The sequence below is a fragment of the Modestobacter lacusdianchii genome (assembly GCF_054177765.1).
Genome location: NZ_JBJJTJ010000008.1, coordinates 107,945 through 125,115, shown reverse-complemented (window position 1 = coordinate 125,115; position 17,171 = coordinate 107,945). Strand labels below are relative to the sequence as shown.

Here is a 17,171-nt window from a genome sequence, read left to right as displayed (position 1 = left end):
GTTCAGCCGCGGGCGGCCTCGAGCTCGGCCAGCGTCGGCGGGTCGGCGCCGGGCCGGGTGCAGGCGAGCGCGGCGACCAGGGCGGCGTCGTCCAGCAGGGCGGCCAGGTCGGGGCCGGGCAGCCCGAGGAGCCGGTCGCGGGTGAGCACGTCGGTGCGCACCAGGCCGGCGAACAGCCCGGCCGCCAGGCTGTCCCCGGCGCCCACGGTGTCGACCACGGTCACCGCCGGCGGGCTCCGGTGCAGCAGCGTGCCGTCGGGCCGGGCGGCCCGCAGGGCGCTCCCGCCGTCGGTGACCACCACCAGCGCCGGCCCCTCGGCGGCCCACCGGACGGCGGCGGAGTCCAGGTCGGCGCCGGGCTCGAGCCAGTCGAGGTCCTCGGCGCTGACCTTCACCACGTCGGCGGTGCGCCGCAGCCGGGTCACCTGCTCGCGGACGGCGTCGGCGTCGGTGATCAGCGTGGGCCGGACGTTGGGGTCGAAGCTGACCAGCGCCGACCCCTCGGCCCGCACCCGGCCGACCAGGTCGGCGAGCGCGGCCGATCCCGGCGGGGTCCAGCTGGAGATCGACCCGATGTGCACGATCCGGGTGCCGGGCGGCCAGGCGCGCTGCAGCTCCTCGGCCGTCCACTGCCAGTCGGCGGCGCCGACGGTGTGGAAGGAGTAGCCGGCCGACCCGTCCGCGGCCAGCTCGACCACCGCCAGGCTGACCGGCTCCGCCGCGGGCAGCATCGCGTCGGTGGCCACGCCGTTGCGGGCGGCGTGCTCGCGCAGCACCGCCCCGAACGGCCCCGGGCCGACCCGCGCCATCAGCGCGGTGGGGGCCTGCAGCCGCGCCGCGGCGACCGCGACGTTGAGCGCGTTGCCGCCGGGGAAGGCGGTGTACTGAGGGGCCGCCCCGGGCGCCCGGTCCCCGCTGGGGATCAGGTCGATCACGAGCTCGCCGCAGACGGTGATCACCGCCACACGGTAACCGGGGCGGTCTCCCCGGCCGGGACGGCGTCGTCTCCCCTGATCGGGTGGTCTGCCCGCCGGCGGCTCAGCGACCACGCGGCGACTGCCGATGAGCCCGGATCGAGCAGCACCGGCGTGTGGTGGGGGAGGGACGATGGCGACCAGCTGGCTGACCGGCGCCCCGGACGACGGCCTGCTGCCCCCGACCGGGGACGGCGTCCCCGGCGAGCTGCGACGCGAGGTGCTCCGGGACGCCGCCGTGGTCGTCGGGCTGACCGCGCTCGCCACCGCCGCGGGGGTCGCCTGGGAGCTGCCGGGGCGCATCCTCGCGTGGTCGGCAGCCACCGGTCTGCCGCTGGACCACCTGGTCCTCCTGCTCGCCGCATCGCACCTGCTGATGATGGTGTTCGGCGCCCGCCGGGGTCGTCAGCTCAAGGCCGAGGCCGCCGCGCACCGCCGGCTGGAGGAGCAGCTCCGCGACCAGGCCGACCGCGACCCGTTGACCGGGCTGGCCACCTTCGCCGCCTTCCTCGCCGCCCTGCAGCGGCTGGAGCGGTCGGGCGGCGACCGGGACGACGTCGCCGTGCTGCTGCTGGACATCGACCGCTTCACCGCGGTCAACGACACCCTCGGCCACGACGTGGGCAGTGAGCTGCTCGTCGCGGTCGCCGACCGGGTGCGCGAGGTGCTGCCCCCCGGGGCCGTCGCGGCACGCACCGGAGGGGACGTCTTCGCCCTGCTGGTGCCCGACGCGCCGGCCGCGGTCGGCACCGCCGTGGTGGCGGCGCTCCGGCGGCCGTTCACCGTCCGGGACCTGCAGCTCGAGGTGGACCTGAGCGCCGGCCTGGCCCGCGGGCTGGGGTCCGGGGGCGCCGAGCTGCTCCGGCGGGCCGACGTGGCGCGCAGCACGGCGAAGCGGCAGGCGACCGGCATCGCGGTCTACGCACCGGACCTGGACGCCTTCGACCCCGGGCTGCTGGCCCTGCACGGCGACCTGCGCCGCGCCGTGCGCGAGGGCGAGCTGGAGGTGCACCACCAGCCGAAGGTGCGGCTGGCCGACGGCCGGGTGGCCGGGGTCGAGGCGCTGGTCCGCTGGCCGCACCCGCAGCTGGGCCTGCTGCCGCCCGACCGGTTCATCGTGCTCGCCGAGCAGACGGGGCTGATCGCCCCGCTCACCGACCTGGTGCTGCGTCGGGCGCTGGCCGACGCCCGCGGGTGGCGGGAGCAGGGCCGGCGGCTCACCGTGGCGGTCAACCTCTCCGCCCGGCTGCTGCACGACCTGGACCTGCCCGACCGGGTGGCCGCCGCGCTGCGCGAGGAGCGGGTGGCGCCGGAGGACCTGGAGCTGGAGGTCACCGAGACCGCCGCGATGGACGACCCGGAGCGGGCGATGACCGTGCTCGGCCAGCTGCGGCAGCTCGGCGTCCGGTTGTCGGTCGACGACTTCGGCACCGGCCACGCCTCGCTGGCCCACCTGTCCCGGCTGCCGGTGGACACGCTCAAGGTCGACCGCAGCTTCGTGGCCGGGCTGGGCACCGAGCCGGCCTCCCGGGCGATCGTCCGCAGCACCGTCGACCTCGGCCACGCCCTCGGTCTGACCGTGGTCGCCGAGGGCGTGGAGACCGCCGAGCAGTGGCACCAGCTCGCCGTCTGGGGCTGCGACCTGGCGCAGGGCTGGTGGCTGGCGCGGGCGGTGCCGGCGGCCGTCGTCCCGGCGGTGGCCGACGAGGTCGAGCGCCGGGTCGCCGGGCTCACGCGGCCGGCCGTCGCCGCGGTCGTGCCGGCGCCGCGGGCGCCGGGGGCTCAGCGGTCGTTGGGGTAGACCACGCCCAGCTGCTCGCGGACGCCGTCCAGCAGCCGCATCGTGGCCAGCGAGTGCTCCAGCGGCAGCACCGGGCTCTCGGTGAGGCCCTGCTGCAGGCAGCGGGTGACCTCGCGCAGCTCGTGCACGTAGCCGGAGCCGATCAGGCCGAACTCCTCGGTGCGCACCGGCCCCTCGCCGGCCTGCACGTCCAGCCGGGTGGGCCGGTACACCGAGTCGGCGCCGTCGGTGCGCACCCAGCCGTCGGTGCCGCAGACCATCGCGGTGTGCGGTGAGCGGGCCAGCAGCGAGGTGGTCAGCTGAGCCTGCGCACCCGAGGCCCAGGTCAGGGTGAGCGCGTTCTGCGCGTCGACGCCCTCGGCGTTCAGCGTGCCGACCGCGCGCACCTCGTCGGGCAGGCCGAGGGTGCCCCAGGCCCACAGCAGCGGGTAGACGGCCAGGTCCAGCAGGGCGCCGCCACCGTCGGCCGGTGCCCAGATGCGGGCGGTCGGGTCCTGGGGGGCGGGGAAGCCGACCTCGGCGGACACCCACTGCACCGTGCCGACCTCGCCGGAGGCGGCGATCTCCAGCGCCCGCTGGTACGCGGGCAGGAAGCGGGTCCAGACCGCCTCCATCAGGAACAGCCCCCGCTCGCGGGCCAGCTCGACCAGCTCGGTCGCCTCCCGGGCGTTGATGGTCAGCGGCTTCTCGCACAGCACCGACTTGCCGGCGGTCAGCGCCGCCCGGACGACGGCGGCGTGCTGGGCGTGCGGGGTGGCGACGTACACCGCCTCCACGGCCGGGTCGGCCAGCAGCGCGTCGACCCCGGAGCCCTGCGCGTCGTCGGCGTACCAGGCGGTGGCGCCGAACCGCTCGGCGAAGGCCTGCGCCCGGTCGGCCCGCCGGGAGCTGACCGCCTGCAGCTCCGCGTCGGGCAGCCGCAGCAGGTCGGCGGTGACCGTGGCGGCGATCGCGCCGGTGGCCACCACGCCCCAGCGGACCGGGCGGCCGGTGGCCTGCAGCGGGTCGGCGTCGAGGAGCTCCGGTCGGGCGATGAACGGCGAGGTCATGCCGCTCACGCTAGGGGAGCGGGCCGGTCTCCCCGCTGGGCCCTCCACCGAGCTGCGGCCGGCTTCGGCGTCCGCCGGCCGGGATGCCGCAGCGGGACGCACCTCGCCGCCTGGCTACCGTGCCGGGCATGACCGACGTCGTGGTGCAGCCGTGGAGTGCCGGCGCGTGGACGACGCCGCCGGTCGCCGCCAGCGAGGACGGGCCCGACCTGCTGGTGACCGCCGCGAAGGGCAGCGACGCCTGGCGGCACACCTCCTACGGGTTCGTGCACGACGACGCCCACGCGCTGCTCGCCCCGCTGGACGGCGCGGTCGAGGTGACCTTCGACGCCGACCTCGACCAGCAGTTCGACCAGGCCGGGCTGATGCTGCGGGCCGACGCGGAGACCTGGCTCAAGGCCGGCGTCGAGTTCTCCGACGGCGCCGCGCAGCTGGGCGCCGTGGTCACCCTCGGCCGCTCCGACTGGTCGGTCGCACCGGTCCCGGACTGGACCGGCCGGCGGGTCACCGTGCGGGCCAGCCGCTCCGGCGACGCGGTCACCGTGCGGGCCCGGGTGGACGACGAGCCGTTCCGGCTGGTGCGGGTCGCGGCCTTCCCGCCGGACGTCCCGGTCGCGGCGGGCCCGTACTGCTGCGCCCCGACCCGGGCCGGCCTCGTCGTCCGCTTCCGCGGCTGGACGACCGGGCCGGCAGACGCCGACCTGCACTGACACCGCCCGCCGTTTCCCGCGCCCCCGGCTCCGGGAAGAGGACGGCGACACCAGCTGAGAGGAAGACCCCACCCATGCGCGGAGCAGTCCTGCACGCCCCCGGCGACGTGCGCGTCGAGGAGCTCGACGACCCCCGGGTGCTCGAGCCGACCGACGCCGTCGTCCGGGCCTCGGCCACCTGCGTCTGCGGCTCGGACCTGTGGTCCTACCGGGGCATCAACGAGGTGACCGAGCCCAGGCCGATCGGCCACGAGTACTGCGGGATCGTCGAGGCCGTCGGTGCCGACGTCACCACCGTGCGGCCCGGGCAGTTCGTGATCGTGCCGTTCATCGCCTCCGACGGCACCTGCCGGGCCTGCCGGGTCGGTTACCAGAGCGCCTGCGCCGACCGGGTCGGCATCACCGGCGCGCAGGCCGAGCTGCTGCGGGTGCCGCACGCCGACGGCACCCTCGTGGCCACGCCCGAGGTGCCCGCGCCCGAGCTGCTGCCCAGCCTGCTCACCCTCTCCGACGTCATGGCCACCGGCTGGTTCGCCGCCGTCGCCGCCGGCGTGCAGCCGGGCATGACCGTCGCCGTCGTGGGCGACGGCGCGGTCGGCCTGCTCGGTGTGCTGTCGGCCCGCCAGCTGGGCGCCGAGCGGGTCATCGCGATGAGCCGGCACGCGCCCCGCCAGCGGCTGGCGACCGAGTTCGGCGCCACCGACGTGGTGACCGAGCGCGGCGACGAGGGCGTCGCCCGGATCCGCGACCTCACCGACGGGGTGGGCGCGGACGCGGTGCTGGAGTGCGTGGGCACCGGCGAGTCGATGGACCAGGCGATCCGGTCGACCCGCGCCGGCGGTGGGGTGGGCTTCGTCGGCGTCCCGCACGGCGTGGAGATCACCGGTCGCCAGCTGTTCTCCACCATGGTGCGGCTGCACGGCGGGCCCGCTCCCGTACGCAGGTTCCTGCCCGACCTGATCGACCGGGTGTGGCGGGGCGACATCGACCCGGGCCGGGTGTTCGACCTGCAGCTGCCCCTCGACCAGGCCGCCGAGGGCTACCGGGCGATGGACGAGCGCCGGGCGGTCAAGGCCCTGCTGACACCGTGAGGTCCACGGCGGGCAGAGTGGGCGCACCGCCGCCGTCCCGAGGAGCCCAGCGATGAGCAGCACACCGCAGCCCAGCTCGACTCCGACCGTGGCGGTGACCGGCGCGACGGGCCGGCTCGGTGGCCGGGTGGCCCGGCTGCTCGCCGGTGCCGGGGTGCACCAGCGGCTGCTGGTCCGCGACCCGGCCCGCGCGCCGCAGCTGCCGGATGCCACGGTGGTGGTCGCGCCCTACGCCGACCGGCCGGTGGTGCGCGAGGCCCTGGCCGGCGCCGGCGCCGTGCTGATGGTCTCGGCGAGCGAGTCCGCCGACCGGGTGGCGGTGCACCGCAGCTTCCTCGACGCGGCGGCCGACGCCGGGGTCGGGCACCTGGTCTACGTCTCGTTCCTCGGCGCCGCGCCGGACGCCACGTTCACCCTGGCGCGCGACCACTGGGCCACCGAGCAGTACGCGCGCTCGCTGGGCCTGACCACGACGTTCCTCCGCGACGGGCTCTACGCCGACGACCTGCCGGCGATGGTCGGGGACGACGGCGTGCTCCGCGGCCCGGCGGGCGACGGCCGGGCGTCGGTCGTGGCCCTGGCCGACATCGCGGCCGTCGCCGCCGCGGTGCTGCAGGACCCGGCGGCACACGCCGGGGCGGTCCACGACCTGACCGGCCCGGCGGCGCTCACCCTCGACGAGGTCGCCGGGACGATCACCGCCGTCACCGGGCGGACCGTGCGCTACCACCGGGAGACCGTGGCGGAGGCGTACGCCAGCCGGGCCGGGTACGGGGTGCCCCGCTGGCTGGTCGACGCCTGGGTGTCGACCTACACGGCGATCGCGGCGGGGGAGATGGCCCCGGTCAGCAGCGCCGTCCCCGACCTGCTGGGCCGGCCGGCCACCCCGCTGGCCGAGGTGCTCGCCTCGATCGGCCCCTCGGCGTGACGCGCGCGCCGTACCTCTCCTCCCGGCTGCAGGGCTTCGGGACGACCGTCTTCGCCGAGATGAGCGCACTGGCCGTGGCCACGGGTGCGATCAACCTGGGGCAGGGCTTCCCGGACACCCCGGGCCCGGCCGAGGTGCTCGACGTCGCCCGCGCGGCGATCGGCACGCCCTACGACCAGTACCCGCCCGGCCCCGGCCACCCCGAGCTGCGCACCGCGATCGCCGAGCACCAGCAGCGCTTCCGGGGACTGGCGTACGACCCGGCCGACCAGGTGCTGGTGACCGCCGGGGCCACCGAGGCGCTCACCGCCGCGCTGATCGCGCTGCTGGAGCCCGGCGACGAGGTCGTGCTCTTCCAGCCGATGTACGACAGCTACGCGGCCGCCGTGGCGATGGCCGGCGGGGTGGTGCGCCCGGTGCCGCTCCGGCCGCCGGCGGCCACCGGTGCGGTCACCACCGGCGAGTGGACCTTCGACGAGGCCGAGCTGCGGGCCGCGGTCACCCCGCGCACCCGGCTGCTGCTGCTCAACACCCCGCACAACCCGACCGGCAAGGTGTTCGCCCCCGACGAGCTGGCCCTGCTGGCCGAGGTGGCCATCGCCGCCGACCTGCTCGTGCTCACCGACGAGGTGTACGAGCACCTGGTCTTCACCGGCGCCGAGCACCGGTCGCTGGCTGCCCTGCCCGGCATGGCCGAGCGCACCCTGGTGGTCAGCAGCGGCGGCAAGACGTTCTCCACCACCGGCTGGAAGATCGGTTGGGTCTGCGGACCGGCGCCGCTGGTCGCCGCCGTGCGCACCGCGAAGCAGTACCTGACGTTCGTGAACGGCGGGCCGTTCCAGCCGGCGATCGCCGCCGGGCTGCGGCTGCCCGGCGCCTTCTTCACCGGGATCGCCGCCGACCTGGAGCGGCGTCGCGACCTGCTGGTGGCCGGGCTGGCCGGGGCGGGGCTGCCGGTGGTCAGCCCGCAGGCCGGCTACTTCGCCACCGTCGACGTCCGGCCGGTGCAGCCCGACGGCGACGGGTGGGCGTTCTGCCGGTCGCTGCCCGCGCGCGCCGGCGTGGTCGCCGTCCCGGCCGTGGTCTTCTACGACCCGGCGGACGCGCACCTGGGCCGGCACCTGGTGCGGTTCGCCTTCTGCAAGACCGACTCCGTGCTCGAGGACGCCGCCCGGCGGCTGGAGGAGATGCAGTGAGGATCGCCGCGGTGCAGCACGACATCGTCTGGGAGGACCGGGACGCGAACTTCGCCCGGCTCGCCCCGCAGGTGGCCCGGGCGGTGGGCGCCGGGGCGGAGCTGGTGCTGCTCACCGAGACCTTCTCCACCGGCTTCTCGATGACCCCGGGGATCGGTGAGCCCGAGGACGGGCCGTCGGCGCAGTTCCTCACCGCCCAGGCCGCCGAGCACGGCGTGTGGGTGGCCGGCACCTGCCCGGAGGTCGACGTGGCCGGCGAGCTGCCGCACAACACGTTCGTGCTCGCCGGGCCCGACGGCACGGCGCACCGCTACCGGAAGATCCACCCGTTCGCCGACGAGCGCACCCGCTTCCGCTCCGGCACCGGCCCGGTCACCGTCGAGGTCGGGGCCCTGAGGATCACCCCGTTCATCTGCTACGACCTCCGCTTCGCGGACGTGTTCTGGGCGCAGGCGCCGCACACCGACGTCTACCTGGTGCCGGCGAACTGGCCCAGCGCGCGGCGGCACCACTGGACGACGCTGCTGCGGGCCCGGGCGATCGAGAACCAGGCCTACGTGGTCGGCTGCAACCGGGTCGGCACCGCCGGCGACGGCACCGAGCACGCCGGCGACAGCCGGGTCGTGGACCCGATGGGCGAGCTGCTGGCCACCGCGTCCGGGGTGGAGACGATCGTGCTGGCCGACGTCGACCCCGCCCGGGTCGCGGCGACCCGCGACCGCTTCCCGTTCCTGGGGGATCGGCAGGACCTGAGCGGTCGGCGCGGCTGACCCCCGGTGGGGAGGCCGACTCGTCCCGGCGGGCAGGCTGGAGGACCCTGGTACAGGTAGGTACCAGCTGGGACGTCGAGATGTGCAGGAGCTGAAGGATGCCGCAGGGCACGGTCAAGTGGTTCAACGCCGAGAAGGGGTTCGGGTTCATCGAGCCCGACGACGGCGGGCAGGACGTGTTCGCGCACTTCTCGGCGATCGCCGACGACGGGGGCTTCCGCAGCCTCGACGAGGGCCAGCGGGTCGAGTACACCGCCAGCCCCGGCGACCGCGGCATGCAGGCCGACTCGATCCAGCCGCTGGGCCGCGGCGGTGGCCGGCCGGTCCGCGAGGCGCGCGGCCACCGCGACGACCCGCGCCAGGTCCGGGCGCCGCGCGCCTCCCGCGGGGTCGGCGGGTCCGAGGGCACGGTGCGCTGGTTCAACGCGGAGAAGGGCTTCGGGTTCATCGAGCCCGACGACGGCGGCGAGGACGTGTTCGTGCACTTCTCGGCGATCGCCGACGACGGCGGTTACCGCAGCCTCGACGAGGGCCAGCGGGTGGAGTACACCGCCAGCCCCGGTCAGCGCGGCATGCAGGCCGACTCGGTGCAGCCGCTGGGCGGCGGCCGGGCGCCCCAGCGCGAGGAGCGCGGCCGCCGGGACGACCGGGCACCGCGCGGCCGCAGCGGCGGTCGCGGGTCCGAGGGCACCGTGCGCTTCTTCAACGCCGACAAGGGCTTCGGGTTCATCGAGCCCGACGAGGGCGGCGACGACGTCTTCGTGCACTTCTCCGCCATCGAGGACGACGGCGGTTACCGCAGCCTCGACGAGGGCCAGCGGGTGGAGTACACCGCCAGCCCCGGTCAGCGCGGCATGCAGGCCGACTCGGTGCGCCCCCTGGGCGGCGGCCGCGCGCCGGCCCGGTACGACGACCGGCCCCGTCGTGACGACCGCCCGCGTCGTGAGGAGCGGGCACCCCGCGCGCCCCGCGCCGGCGGCGGCGGTGCGCAGGGCACGGTGCGCTGGTTCAACGCGGAGAAGGGGTTCGGGTTCATCGAGCCCGACGAGGGCGGCGACGACGTCTTCGTGCACTTCTCCGCCATCGCCGACGACGGCGGCTACCGCAGCCTCGACGAGGGCCAGCGGGTCGAGTACTCGGCCAGCCCGGGCCAGCGCGGCATGCAGGCCGACTCCGTCCAGCCGCTCTGACGTCCTGCCGCTGACGACTGTGGCACCTTCCCGCTGACCGCTGAGCACCCGGCGGTCAGCGGGACGCCACGGCTCCGCCGCCGACCCGGGTGCGTCGTGGAGCGAGGAGCAGATGGTGGTCAGCGAGCCGGAGCGGGGAGCACCGGCCTGGACGCGGCACTACGCCGACGGGGTGCCGGCCGAGGTCGAGGTCCCGCGGGAGACCGTCCCGGACCTGCTGGCCGCGGCGGCCCGCCGGTTCCCCGACCGGCCGGCGCTGGAGTTCTTCGGGGCCACGACCAGCTACGCGCAGCTGCGGGACGCGGTCGCCCGGGCGGCCACGGTGCTGCACGACCTGGGGGTGCGCGCCGGTGACCGGGTGGCCCTGGTGCTGCCCAACTGCCCGCAGCACGTGGTCGCGTTCCACGCCGTCCTGCGGCTGGGCGCGGTGGTGGTCGAGCACAACCCGCTGTACACCGCCGAGGAGCTCGGCCAGCAGTTCCGCGACCACGGCGCCACCGTCGCGGTCGTCTGGGACGTGGTGGCACCCGTCGTCCAGGGGCTGGACGCCCCCGGGCTGCGCACCGTGCTCGCCGTCGACCTCAGCCGGGCGCTGCCGCTGACCAAGCGGCTGGCCCTGCGGCTGCCGGTGCCGAAGGCGCGCGCCACGCGGGCGGCGATGACCCGGCCGGCCTCCGGGACGACGTCCTGGGACGCCGCCGTGACCACCGCGAGCCCGCTGGACGACGCCCGGCCCGGCCCGGCGCACGAGGACGTCGCGCTGCTGCAGTACACCGGCGGCACCACCGGCAGCCCCAAGGCCGCCGTGCTCACCCACCGGAACCTGATCGCCAACGTCACGCAGTCGGTCGCCTGGGTGCCGGGGCTGCGCCCGGGCGAGGAGGTCTTCTACGGGGTGCTGCCGCTCTTCCACGCCTACGGGGTGCTGCTGTGCCTGGCCGCCGCCGTGCGGCTGGGGGCGGTCCTGGTGCTGTTCCCGCGCTTCGACGTCGACCAGGTGCTGGCCGCGGCGAAGCGCCGGCCGCCGACGTTCTTCCCCGGCGTGCCGCCCATGTACCAGCGGCTGGCGACCGCGGCGCAGGAGCGCGGTGTCGACCTGTCCGGCACCCGGGTGGCGATCTCGGGGGCGATGCCGCTGCCGCTGGAGACCGCGCAGCTGTGGGAACGGGTGACCGGCGGGCTGGTGGTGGAGGGCTACGGGATGACCGAGGCCTCGCCGATCGTGATCGGCAACCCGGTGGGCCCGACCCGCCGGCCGGGCACGGTCGGGCTGCCGTTCCCCTCCACGGAGGTGAAGCTGGTCGACCCGGAGGACCCGACGGTCGAGCGGGCCCCGGGAGAGCGCGGCGAGCTGCTGGTCCGCGGCCCCCAGGTGTTCTCCGGCTACTGGCGCCGGCCGGACGAGACCGCCGAGGTGCTGCTGCCCGGTGGGTGGCTGCGCACCGGCGACGTGGCCGAGGTCGACGACGACGGGTTCGTCCGGATCGTCGACCGGATCAAGGAGCTGGTCATCACCGGCGGGTTCAACGTCCACCCCTCCGAGGTGGAGGACGCACTGAAGGCCGTCGACGGGGTGACCGACGCCGCCGTCGTCGGCCTGCCCGGCGGCGGGGGCGGCGAGGAGGTCGTCGCCGCGGTGGTGCTGGAGCGCGAGCTCGACCTGGACGCCGTCCGGGAGCAGCTCCGCGCGTCGCTGGCCGCCTACAAGGTGCCGCGGCGGATCGTGGCCGTCGAGGACCTCCCTCGCTCGCAGATCGGCAAGGTGCTGCGCCGCGAGGTCCGCGACCAGCTGCTGGCCGGCTGAGCCCGGCGGGTCAGGACACCGGTCCGGGGCCGAAGTCGCCGAAGGTCTCCGGGGCCGGCGGCGCGATCGGCGTCTCGGCGGCCACCGCCCCGGTCGGGAAGAGGGTGCGCACCGTGCGGGCGTCGGCCGGCAGCTGGGTCACCGCGCTGCCGGCCTGCAGGGACAGCGGGCCGATCACCCGGCCGTCGGCGTCCAGCAGCTCGGCGGTGGCCACGGTCGGCGGCGCGCTGACCACCAGCCACGCCGAGTCGCTGGGCGGGCCGAGCCCGGGCAGGTCGACCTCGCACACCCGCGCCACGGTGACCGTCTCCAGCGGCGTGCTGCCCGGTGGGGTCGCGGTGCCGCAGGCCAGCGCGCCGCCACCGCCGCCGGCCCAGGTGGTCACCACCCGGGCGCCGCCGGGGCTCTGCACGGCCACGACCGCGACCGTCCCGGGCCCGCGGCTCAGCGGCAGCTCGCCGGACCACAGCAGCTGCGGCCGCAGCGCCGCCGGCTCGGTGCCCAGCGGCACGGCGAGGGAGACCAGCGCGGCGTCCACCACCCGCGGGTCGGCCGGCGTGCTGCCCGGCCGCAGGGGGGTGAGCACCGGCAGCGGCACGGTGCGGCCGGGCCGGTCACCGGCCCAGTCGACCCCGCTCCGGTGCACCAGCCGGCCGTCCCGGCCCACCCGCACGCTCAGCGCCGGCCCGTCCTCGATGGTCCGGGCCGGCAGCACGGCCACCCCGTCCGCGCTGGGCACCTCCGCCCACTCGCGGCCGACCGTGCCGCGCGGGCCGGTCAGCAGCCGGTCGGAGACCTCGATCCGGTCACCCGGCGCGGCCACGACGACCAGGCTGGCCGGCCCCGGACCGCCCAGCAGCAGCGTGACCGGCCGGGTGCGGCCCAGCTGACGGGGCAGCCGCGGGGTCAGCTGGTCGGCGGCCGCACCGGGGGCACCGGTCAGCCACACCCCGCGGAAGTCCTCCTCGACCGTGCCCACGACGAGCGCCACCCGGCCGTCGGGGGTGTCGGTGGCCAGCACCACCGTCCGGTCGTCCGGTGCCGGGGCCTCCAGCGCGCCCCAGCCCACCTGCCGGACGGCGTCGACGAAGGCGGCGTCCCCGGCCAGCGAGCCGCGGGTCGGCCCGTCGAGCACCGGCACGGTGCGGGCACCGGCCGGGGCCGGCGGCACGTCGGGGGAGGCGGTGGCCCCCGCGGACGGGGCGGCGGCCGGGGTGTCCGGGGCGTCCCGGACACCGGTGGCGACCGTGCCGGCGAGGCCGAGCGCCGCCACCGCGGCTGCGGCCAGCACCCGCCGGCGGGTGCGTGACCGGCGGTGGCCGACGTCGGCGGTGGCCTGCCCGGCGTCCAGCCGCCAGCGGCCGGTGGCGGCGGCGAGCCGGTGCAGCTCCTCGCGCAGCTGCTCTGCGGCCGTGGGCTGCTCGCGGCGGTACGGGTCGGCGCGCAGCGCTGACCGGAGACCGGCGACGCCCGTCGTCCGGTCCGGTTCGGCGGGGCCGCCGAGCACCTCGGCCAGGGCGCCGTCGTCCAGCCCGTCCAGCTCGGCCAGCACGGCCGCGGCCCGGGCCCGTGCCGGCAGCTCGCGCAGCGCCCGCTCGAGCTCCGGGTCGCCGGCCGGCGCGGCGGGCGTGCCCGGCTCGGGCAGCGACTCGATCACCTGCGGGGCGGCGGCGCGCCGCAGCCGGCCGGTGGCGCCGCGGACCAGGGCCCGCCGCGCGGTGGTCAGCGGGTCGGCGTCCCGGCCCCAGGACCGGCGGGCCCGGGTCAGCGCCCGCTGCACCAGCTCCTCGGCGTCCGCCCGGTCCCCGGTGAGCAGCACCGCGGTCCGCAGCAGCCCGGGCCGGTGGTCGGCGACGAACCGCGCGAAGCCCGCCTCGTCGTGCGGCACGCCACCCCGGGGCCCCTCGTCGCGGGGGCCCAGCCCGAGGGGTCCCCGACCGTCGGGCCCGTGGCCGTGTGGTCCGTCCTCCTGCACCCTGCTCCTCCCGGTCACCTGCAGCGTGTTCGCAGGGTGAGGGCCGACGGGTTCAGCTGCCCGCCGCTCCACGGTCGCCGACGGAGCGCGGACCCGCAGCCCGGGACCGGCTCCGTCAGCCGGCCCGGTACGCCTCCGCCAGCCGGGCGAAGCCGTCCGCCAGCGGCACCTGCGGCGTCCAGCGCAGCGCCTCGCGGGTGCGGCGCTGGTCGAACCAGTGCGCGGTGGCCAGCTGCTCGGCCAGGAAGCGGGTGAGCGGTGGGGTGTCCCGCCGTCCGGTGGCCGCCCAGACACCGTCGACCACCGCGCCGGCGGCCCAGGCGACCGGGAACGGCACCCGGCGCCTCGGCGCGGGCACGCCGGCCGCCGCGCAGAGCCGGGCCAGGACCTCCGCCACCGGCCGGGGCTCACCGTTGCTGACCACCAGGGCCTCGCCGTGCACCGGCCCGCAGGCGTCGACGGCGGCGACCAGCGCCGCGGCGGCGTTGTCCACGTAGGTGGTGTCGATCAGCGCCGCCCCCGAGCCGATCACCGGCAGCCGGCCGGCCCGCGCCCGCTCGACGATGCGGGCCACCAGCTGGGTGTCACCCGGCCCCCACACCAGGTGCGGCCGGACGGCCAGGACGGCGAGGTCGGCGGAGTCGGCGGCCAGCGCCTCCCGCTCGGCCATCGCCTTGGACCGCGCGTAGTGCCCGCGGGCGTGCGCCGGGTCGGCGGCGCCGGCGCCCACCCCGACCAGCGCCGACCCGCCGTGCGCGACCGAGGGGGAGGAGACGTGCACCAGCCGGCCGACACCGGCCTCCCGGCAGGCGGCGACCAGCGTGCGGGTGCCCTCGACGTTGGCGCGCAGGTACTCCGCCCACGGGCCGGTGACGTCGACCTTGGCGGCCAGGTGCACGACGGCGTCCTGCCCGGCGGTGGCCTGGGCGACGGCGGCCGGGTCGGCGACGTCGCCCAGCACCTCGCGGCAGGGCAGCCCGGCCGGACGGCGCTGCAGCACGGTGACCTCGTCGCCGCGCGCCTGCAGCGCGGTGGCGGTGGCCCGGCCGAGCATGCCGCTGGCCCCGGTGACCAGCACCCTCATCGGACCAGTGCCCTCGCTCGCCCGCTGGTCACCGGCGTCGCGACCCCGAGCCGGCCAGCGTGCGGGCGGCCTGCCGGGCCACCGCGCGCCGGTCGACCTTCGACTGGTGCCGGATGTCGACCGGCAGCGCACCGGTGACCAGCACCGCCGCGACCTCGACCCCGGCGGCGGCGCGCACCGCGTCGGCGAGCTGCGGACCGGCGACGGCGCTGCCGCGCCGCGGGGCCCCGGTCGCCGGGACCACGACCACGACGACCGCCTGGGTGCCGGCCGGCCCGACACCGACGACCGCGGCGGCGGAGACACCGGCCAGCTGCTCCACCCGCTGCTCGACGCCCACCGGCGTCACCACCCCGGCGGCGGTGCTGACCACGTGCGGCAGCCGGCCCTCGATCCACAGCCGGCCGGCGTCGTCCAGGTGGCCGACGTCGCCCGTGCGGTGCCAGCCCGGCTCCCGGGACGCCGCCCGCTCGGTGGCCCACAGCGCGTCGTACCGGTCCTTGACGTGCGCTGCCCGCACCGCGACCTCGCCGGTGGTGCCGGGGGCGTCGGTGAGCGGCCCGTCGGCCGCGCCGGTGTCGGAGAGCGGGCTGACCCGCACCTCGACGCCGGGCAGCGGCCGGCCGACGCAGACCCCGTCGCCCGGGCCCGCGGCCTCGATCTCGGCGGCGGACACGTCGGTGACCGGCAGCGCCTCCGTCATCCCGTACGGGGTGTGCGCCTGCGCCGCGGGCAGCACCTCCCGCAGCTGCTGCAGCAGCCGGAGCGGCACGGGGGCACCGGCCGACATCAGCAGCCGCACCCCGCCCAGCGCCGTCCGCTGGGCTGCGGTGACCGCCCCGGCGGTGGCCACCACCCGGCGCAACGCCGCCGGGGAGGCGAACACCACGGTGCCGCCGGCGGCGGCGACCGCGTCGGCCAGCTTCGCGGCGGTGAGCGTGCCCGGCGCGGTCACGTCGACGTCGGGCACGACCGAGCCGATGCCCAGCGCCGGGCCGAGGATGGCGAACGGCGCGAAGGCCGCGACGAGCCGGTCGTCCGGGGTCAGTGCGTAGGCGGTGCGCACCAGGTCGAGCTGGGCCAGGGCCTGGCGCTGGGTGTAGACCACGCCCTTGGCCGGCCCGGTCGCCCCCGAGGTGAAGAGGACGGCGCAGTCGGCGTCCACGCCGGTCTCCGGCGGCGGGGCGGCGGTGGCGCCGAGCTGCTCGAGCCCGGCCAGGGTGTGCCGGGCGCCGAGCGCGCGGGCGGCCCGCCGGTCGAGCCCGGCGGCGATGCGCGAGCCGGGCAGGCCCATCAGCCGGGCGGCGGCCAGCCCCGGGGCGCCGCCGATGACGTGGCGCACGCCGGCGCTGCGCAGCGCCCGGCGCATGCCGGCCAGGCCCAGGCCCTTGTCGGCCACGACGATCACGCCGCCGGCCCGCCACACGGCGTAGACGCTCGCGGTCAGGTCGGCCGAGGGCTCGACCAGCAGCCCGACCCGGTCACCGGGGCGCACGCCGGCGGCGGTGAGGCCGGCCGCGAGCCGCTCCACCCGGCGGTGCAGCTGGGCCCAGCTGACCGTGCCGCCGCCGACCTCGACGACCGCGGGGGAGTCGTCGGCTGCCCGGTCGGCCAGCGCCGACCACGGGTGCCGGCCGATGACGTCCCCGGCCGGCCGGGACGCCGTGCGGTCGCCGTCGAGGTCGGTGACCCACTGGGCGACCGCCCGCGCGTACTGCGGCGCGTCCTCGGGCAGCAGGTGCGAGGCGCCCTCGTAGCGGTGCAGCTGCGCCTGCGGCAGCCGCTCCCGCAGGTCGGCCAGGTACCGCTCGCCGAACACCGGGTCGCGCGGCCCCCACAGCAGCAGGGCGGGGACGTCGAGATCACGGATGCCCTCGGCGATCGCCTCCTGGGCGGTGCGGGAGGGGTGACCGGCAGCGAAGGGGATGTCGGCGACGAAGTCGCCGACCGACCGCCGGCGGTCCGCCGTGCGGTACGGCGCGGCGAAGGCGTCCCGCACCTCGGCCGGCAGCGGCGGCCAGGACAGCGCGGTCGTGGTCCGGACGAACAGCGGCGTGCCGACGGTGACCGCCGGCCGGACGCCGGGCGCGTGCGCCAGCCGGATCAGCGCCGGGCCCAGGTCACCGGGCGGCATGGCCACCGCCGTGTTGCCGAGCACCACCCCGCGCAGCTGGTCGCGGTGGGCCAGCGCCCAGCCCAGCGAGATGACCCCGCCCCAGTCGTGGCCGACGGTGACGACCGGGCCGGTGACGCCGAGGGCCGCGGTCAGGTCACCGAGGTCGGCCACCCGCTGGGCCAGCGGTCGCAGCTCGGGGAGCCGTTCGGAGAAGCCCATGCCCAGCTGGTCGGGGGCGATGACCCGCCAGCCGGGGGGTGCGGCGGCCAGCAGCCGGCGCCAGAGGTAGGACCAGGTCGGGTTGCCGTGGACGCACAGCAGCGTGCCCACCGGCTCGCGGACGCCGTTGTCGAGCACGTGCCACTCGTGCTTGGTGCCGGTGGCGTCGGCGACGGTCACCCGCCGGGACCACGCCGGGTCGAGCCCGGGCAGGCCCGCCGGCAGGTCGGGGGCGGTCACGGGGTGACCGGTCACAGGTCGTCG

Annotated in this window: 13 protein-coding genes; 8 read left to right on the top strand and 5 right to left on the bottom strand. The window is 77.5% G+C overall.

What is annotated here, in order from left to right; translation table 11 throughout:
• Positions 1 to 2 precede the first annotated feature (2 nt).
• Positions 3 to 959 (bottom strand): PfkB family carbohydrate kinase, encoded by a 957-nt coding sequence (locus ACJTNH_RS08135; protein WP_458174430.1) that lies wholly within the window; start codon positions 957 to 959, stop codon positions 3 to 5.
• Between the two features lie 148 nt (positions 960 to 1,107).
• Between ACJTNH_RS08135 and ACJTNH_RS08130 the strand changes: the two genes are divergently transcribed.
• Positions 1,108 to 2,775: a putative bifunctional diguanylate cyclase/phosphodiesterase gene (locus ACJTNH_RS08130; RefSeq protein WP_458174428.1), complete on the top strand. Its 1,668-nt coding sequence runs from the start codon at positions 1,108 to 1,110 to the stop codon at positions 2,773 to 2,775.
• Here the strand turns inward: ACJTNH_RS08130 and ACJTNH_RS08125 are convergent.
• Positions 2,757 to 3,824, bottom strand: a complete 1,068-nt coding sequence (locus ACJTNH_RS08125) for a Gfo/Idh/MocA family protein (RefSeq protein WP_458174426.1) — start codon at positions 3,822 to 3,824, stop codon at positions 2,757 to 2,759. The genes ACJTNH_RS08130 and ACJTNH_RS08125 overlap by 19 nt on opposite strands.
• 128 nt (positions 3,825 to 3,952) lie before the next feature.
• Here ACJTNH_RS08125 and ACJTNH_RS08120 point away from each other — a divergent pair, with 128 nt between their 5' ends.
• From ACJTNH_RS08120 to ACJTNH_RS08090, 7 genes are all read left to right on the top strand, one after another.
• Positions 3,953 to 4,534: a DUF1349 domain-containing protein gene (locus ACJTNH_RS08120; RefSeq protein ID WP_458174424.1), complete on the top strand. Its 582-nt coding sequence runs from the start codon at positions 3,953 to 3,955 to the stop codon at positions 4,532 to 4,534.
• Between the two features lie 74 nt (positions 4,535 to 4,608).
• Positions 4,609 to 5,625, top strand: a complete 1,017-nt coding sequence (locus ACJTNH_RS08115) for a zinc-dependent alcohol dehydrogenase family protein (protein ID WP_458174422.1) — start codon at positions 4,609 to 4,611, stop codon at positions 5,623 to 5,625.
• Between the two features lie 52 nt (positions 5,626 to 5,677).
• On the top strand, positions 5,678 to 6,553 hold the full coding sequence (locus ACJTNH_RS08110; RefSeq protein ID WP_458174420.1) for an NmrA family NAD(P)-binding protein: 876 nt from the start codon (positions 5,678 to 5,680) through the stop codon (positions 6,551 to 6,553).
• Positions 6,550 to 7,749 (top strand): pyridoxal phosphate-dependent aminotransferase, encoded by a 1,200-nt coding sequence (locus ACJTNH_RS08105; protein WP_458174418.1) that lies wholly within the window; start codon positions 6,550 to 6,552, stop codon positions 7,747 to 7,749. The genes ACJTNH_RS08110 and ACJTNH_RS08105 overlap by 4 nt, the downstream gene beginning before the upstream one ends.
• The gene (locus ACJTNH_RS08100) at positions 7,746 to 8,519 is read left to right on the top strand and encodes a nitrilase-related carbon-nitrogen hydrolase (protein WP_458174416.1); all 774 of its coding nucleotides are present in this window, start codon (positions 7,746 to 7,748) and stop codon (positions 8,517 to 8,519) included. The genes ACJTNH_RS08105 and ACJTNH_RS08100 overlap by 4 nt, the downstream gene beginning before the upstream one ends.
• Before the next feature lie 98 nt (positions 8,520 to 8,617).
• Positions 8,618 to 9,709: a cold-shock protein gene (locus ACJTNH_RS08095; protein ID WP_458174414.1), complete on the top strand. Its 1,092-nt coding sequence runs from the start codon at positions 8,618 to 8,620 to the stop codon at positions 9,707 to 9,709.
• A 112-nt stretch (positions 9,710 to 9,821) separates the two neighbouring features.
• Entirely contained in the window at positions 9,822 to 11,513 is a 1,692-nt protein-coding gene (locus ACJTNH_RS08090) for a long-chain-fatty-acid--CoA ligase (protein ID WP_458174412.1), read from the top strand.
• A gap of 10 nt (positions 11,514 to 11,523) precedes the next feature.
• On the opposite strand, the gene ACJTNH_RS08085 is transcribed toward ACJTNH_RS08090, so the two are convergent.
• The 3 genes from ACJTNH_RS08085 to ACJTNH_RS08075 form a co-directional block, all read right to left on the bottom strand.
• Positions 11,524 to 13,401, bottom strand: a complete 1,878-nt coding sequence (locus tag ACJTNH_RS08085) for a hypothetical protein (protein WP_458174410.1) — start codon at positions 13,399 to 13,401, stop codon at positions 11,524 to 11,526.
• 202 nt (positions 13,402 to 13,603) lie between these two features.
• Positions 13,604 to 14,572 carry an NAD-dependent epimerase/dehydratase family protein gene (locus tag ACJTNH_RS08080; RefSeq protein ID WP_458174408.1) on the bottom strand — a complete coding sequence of 323 codons (969 nt, stop codon included), beginning with the start codon at positions 14,570 to 14,572 and terminating at the stop codon, positions 13,604 to 13,606.
• Positions 14,573 to 14,600: 28 nt separating this feature from the next.
• Positions 14,601 to 17,147 carry an alpha/beta fold hydrolase gene (locus ACJTNH_RS08075; RefSeq protein ID WP_458174406.1) on the bottom strand — a complete coding sequence of 849 codons (2,547 nt, stop codon included), beginning with the start codon at positions 17,145 to 17,147 and terminating at the stop codon, positions 14,601 to 14,603.
• Positions 17,148 to 17,171 lie beyond the last annotated feature (24 nt).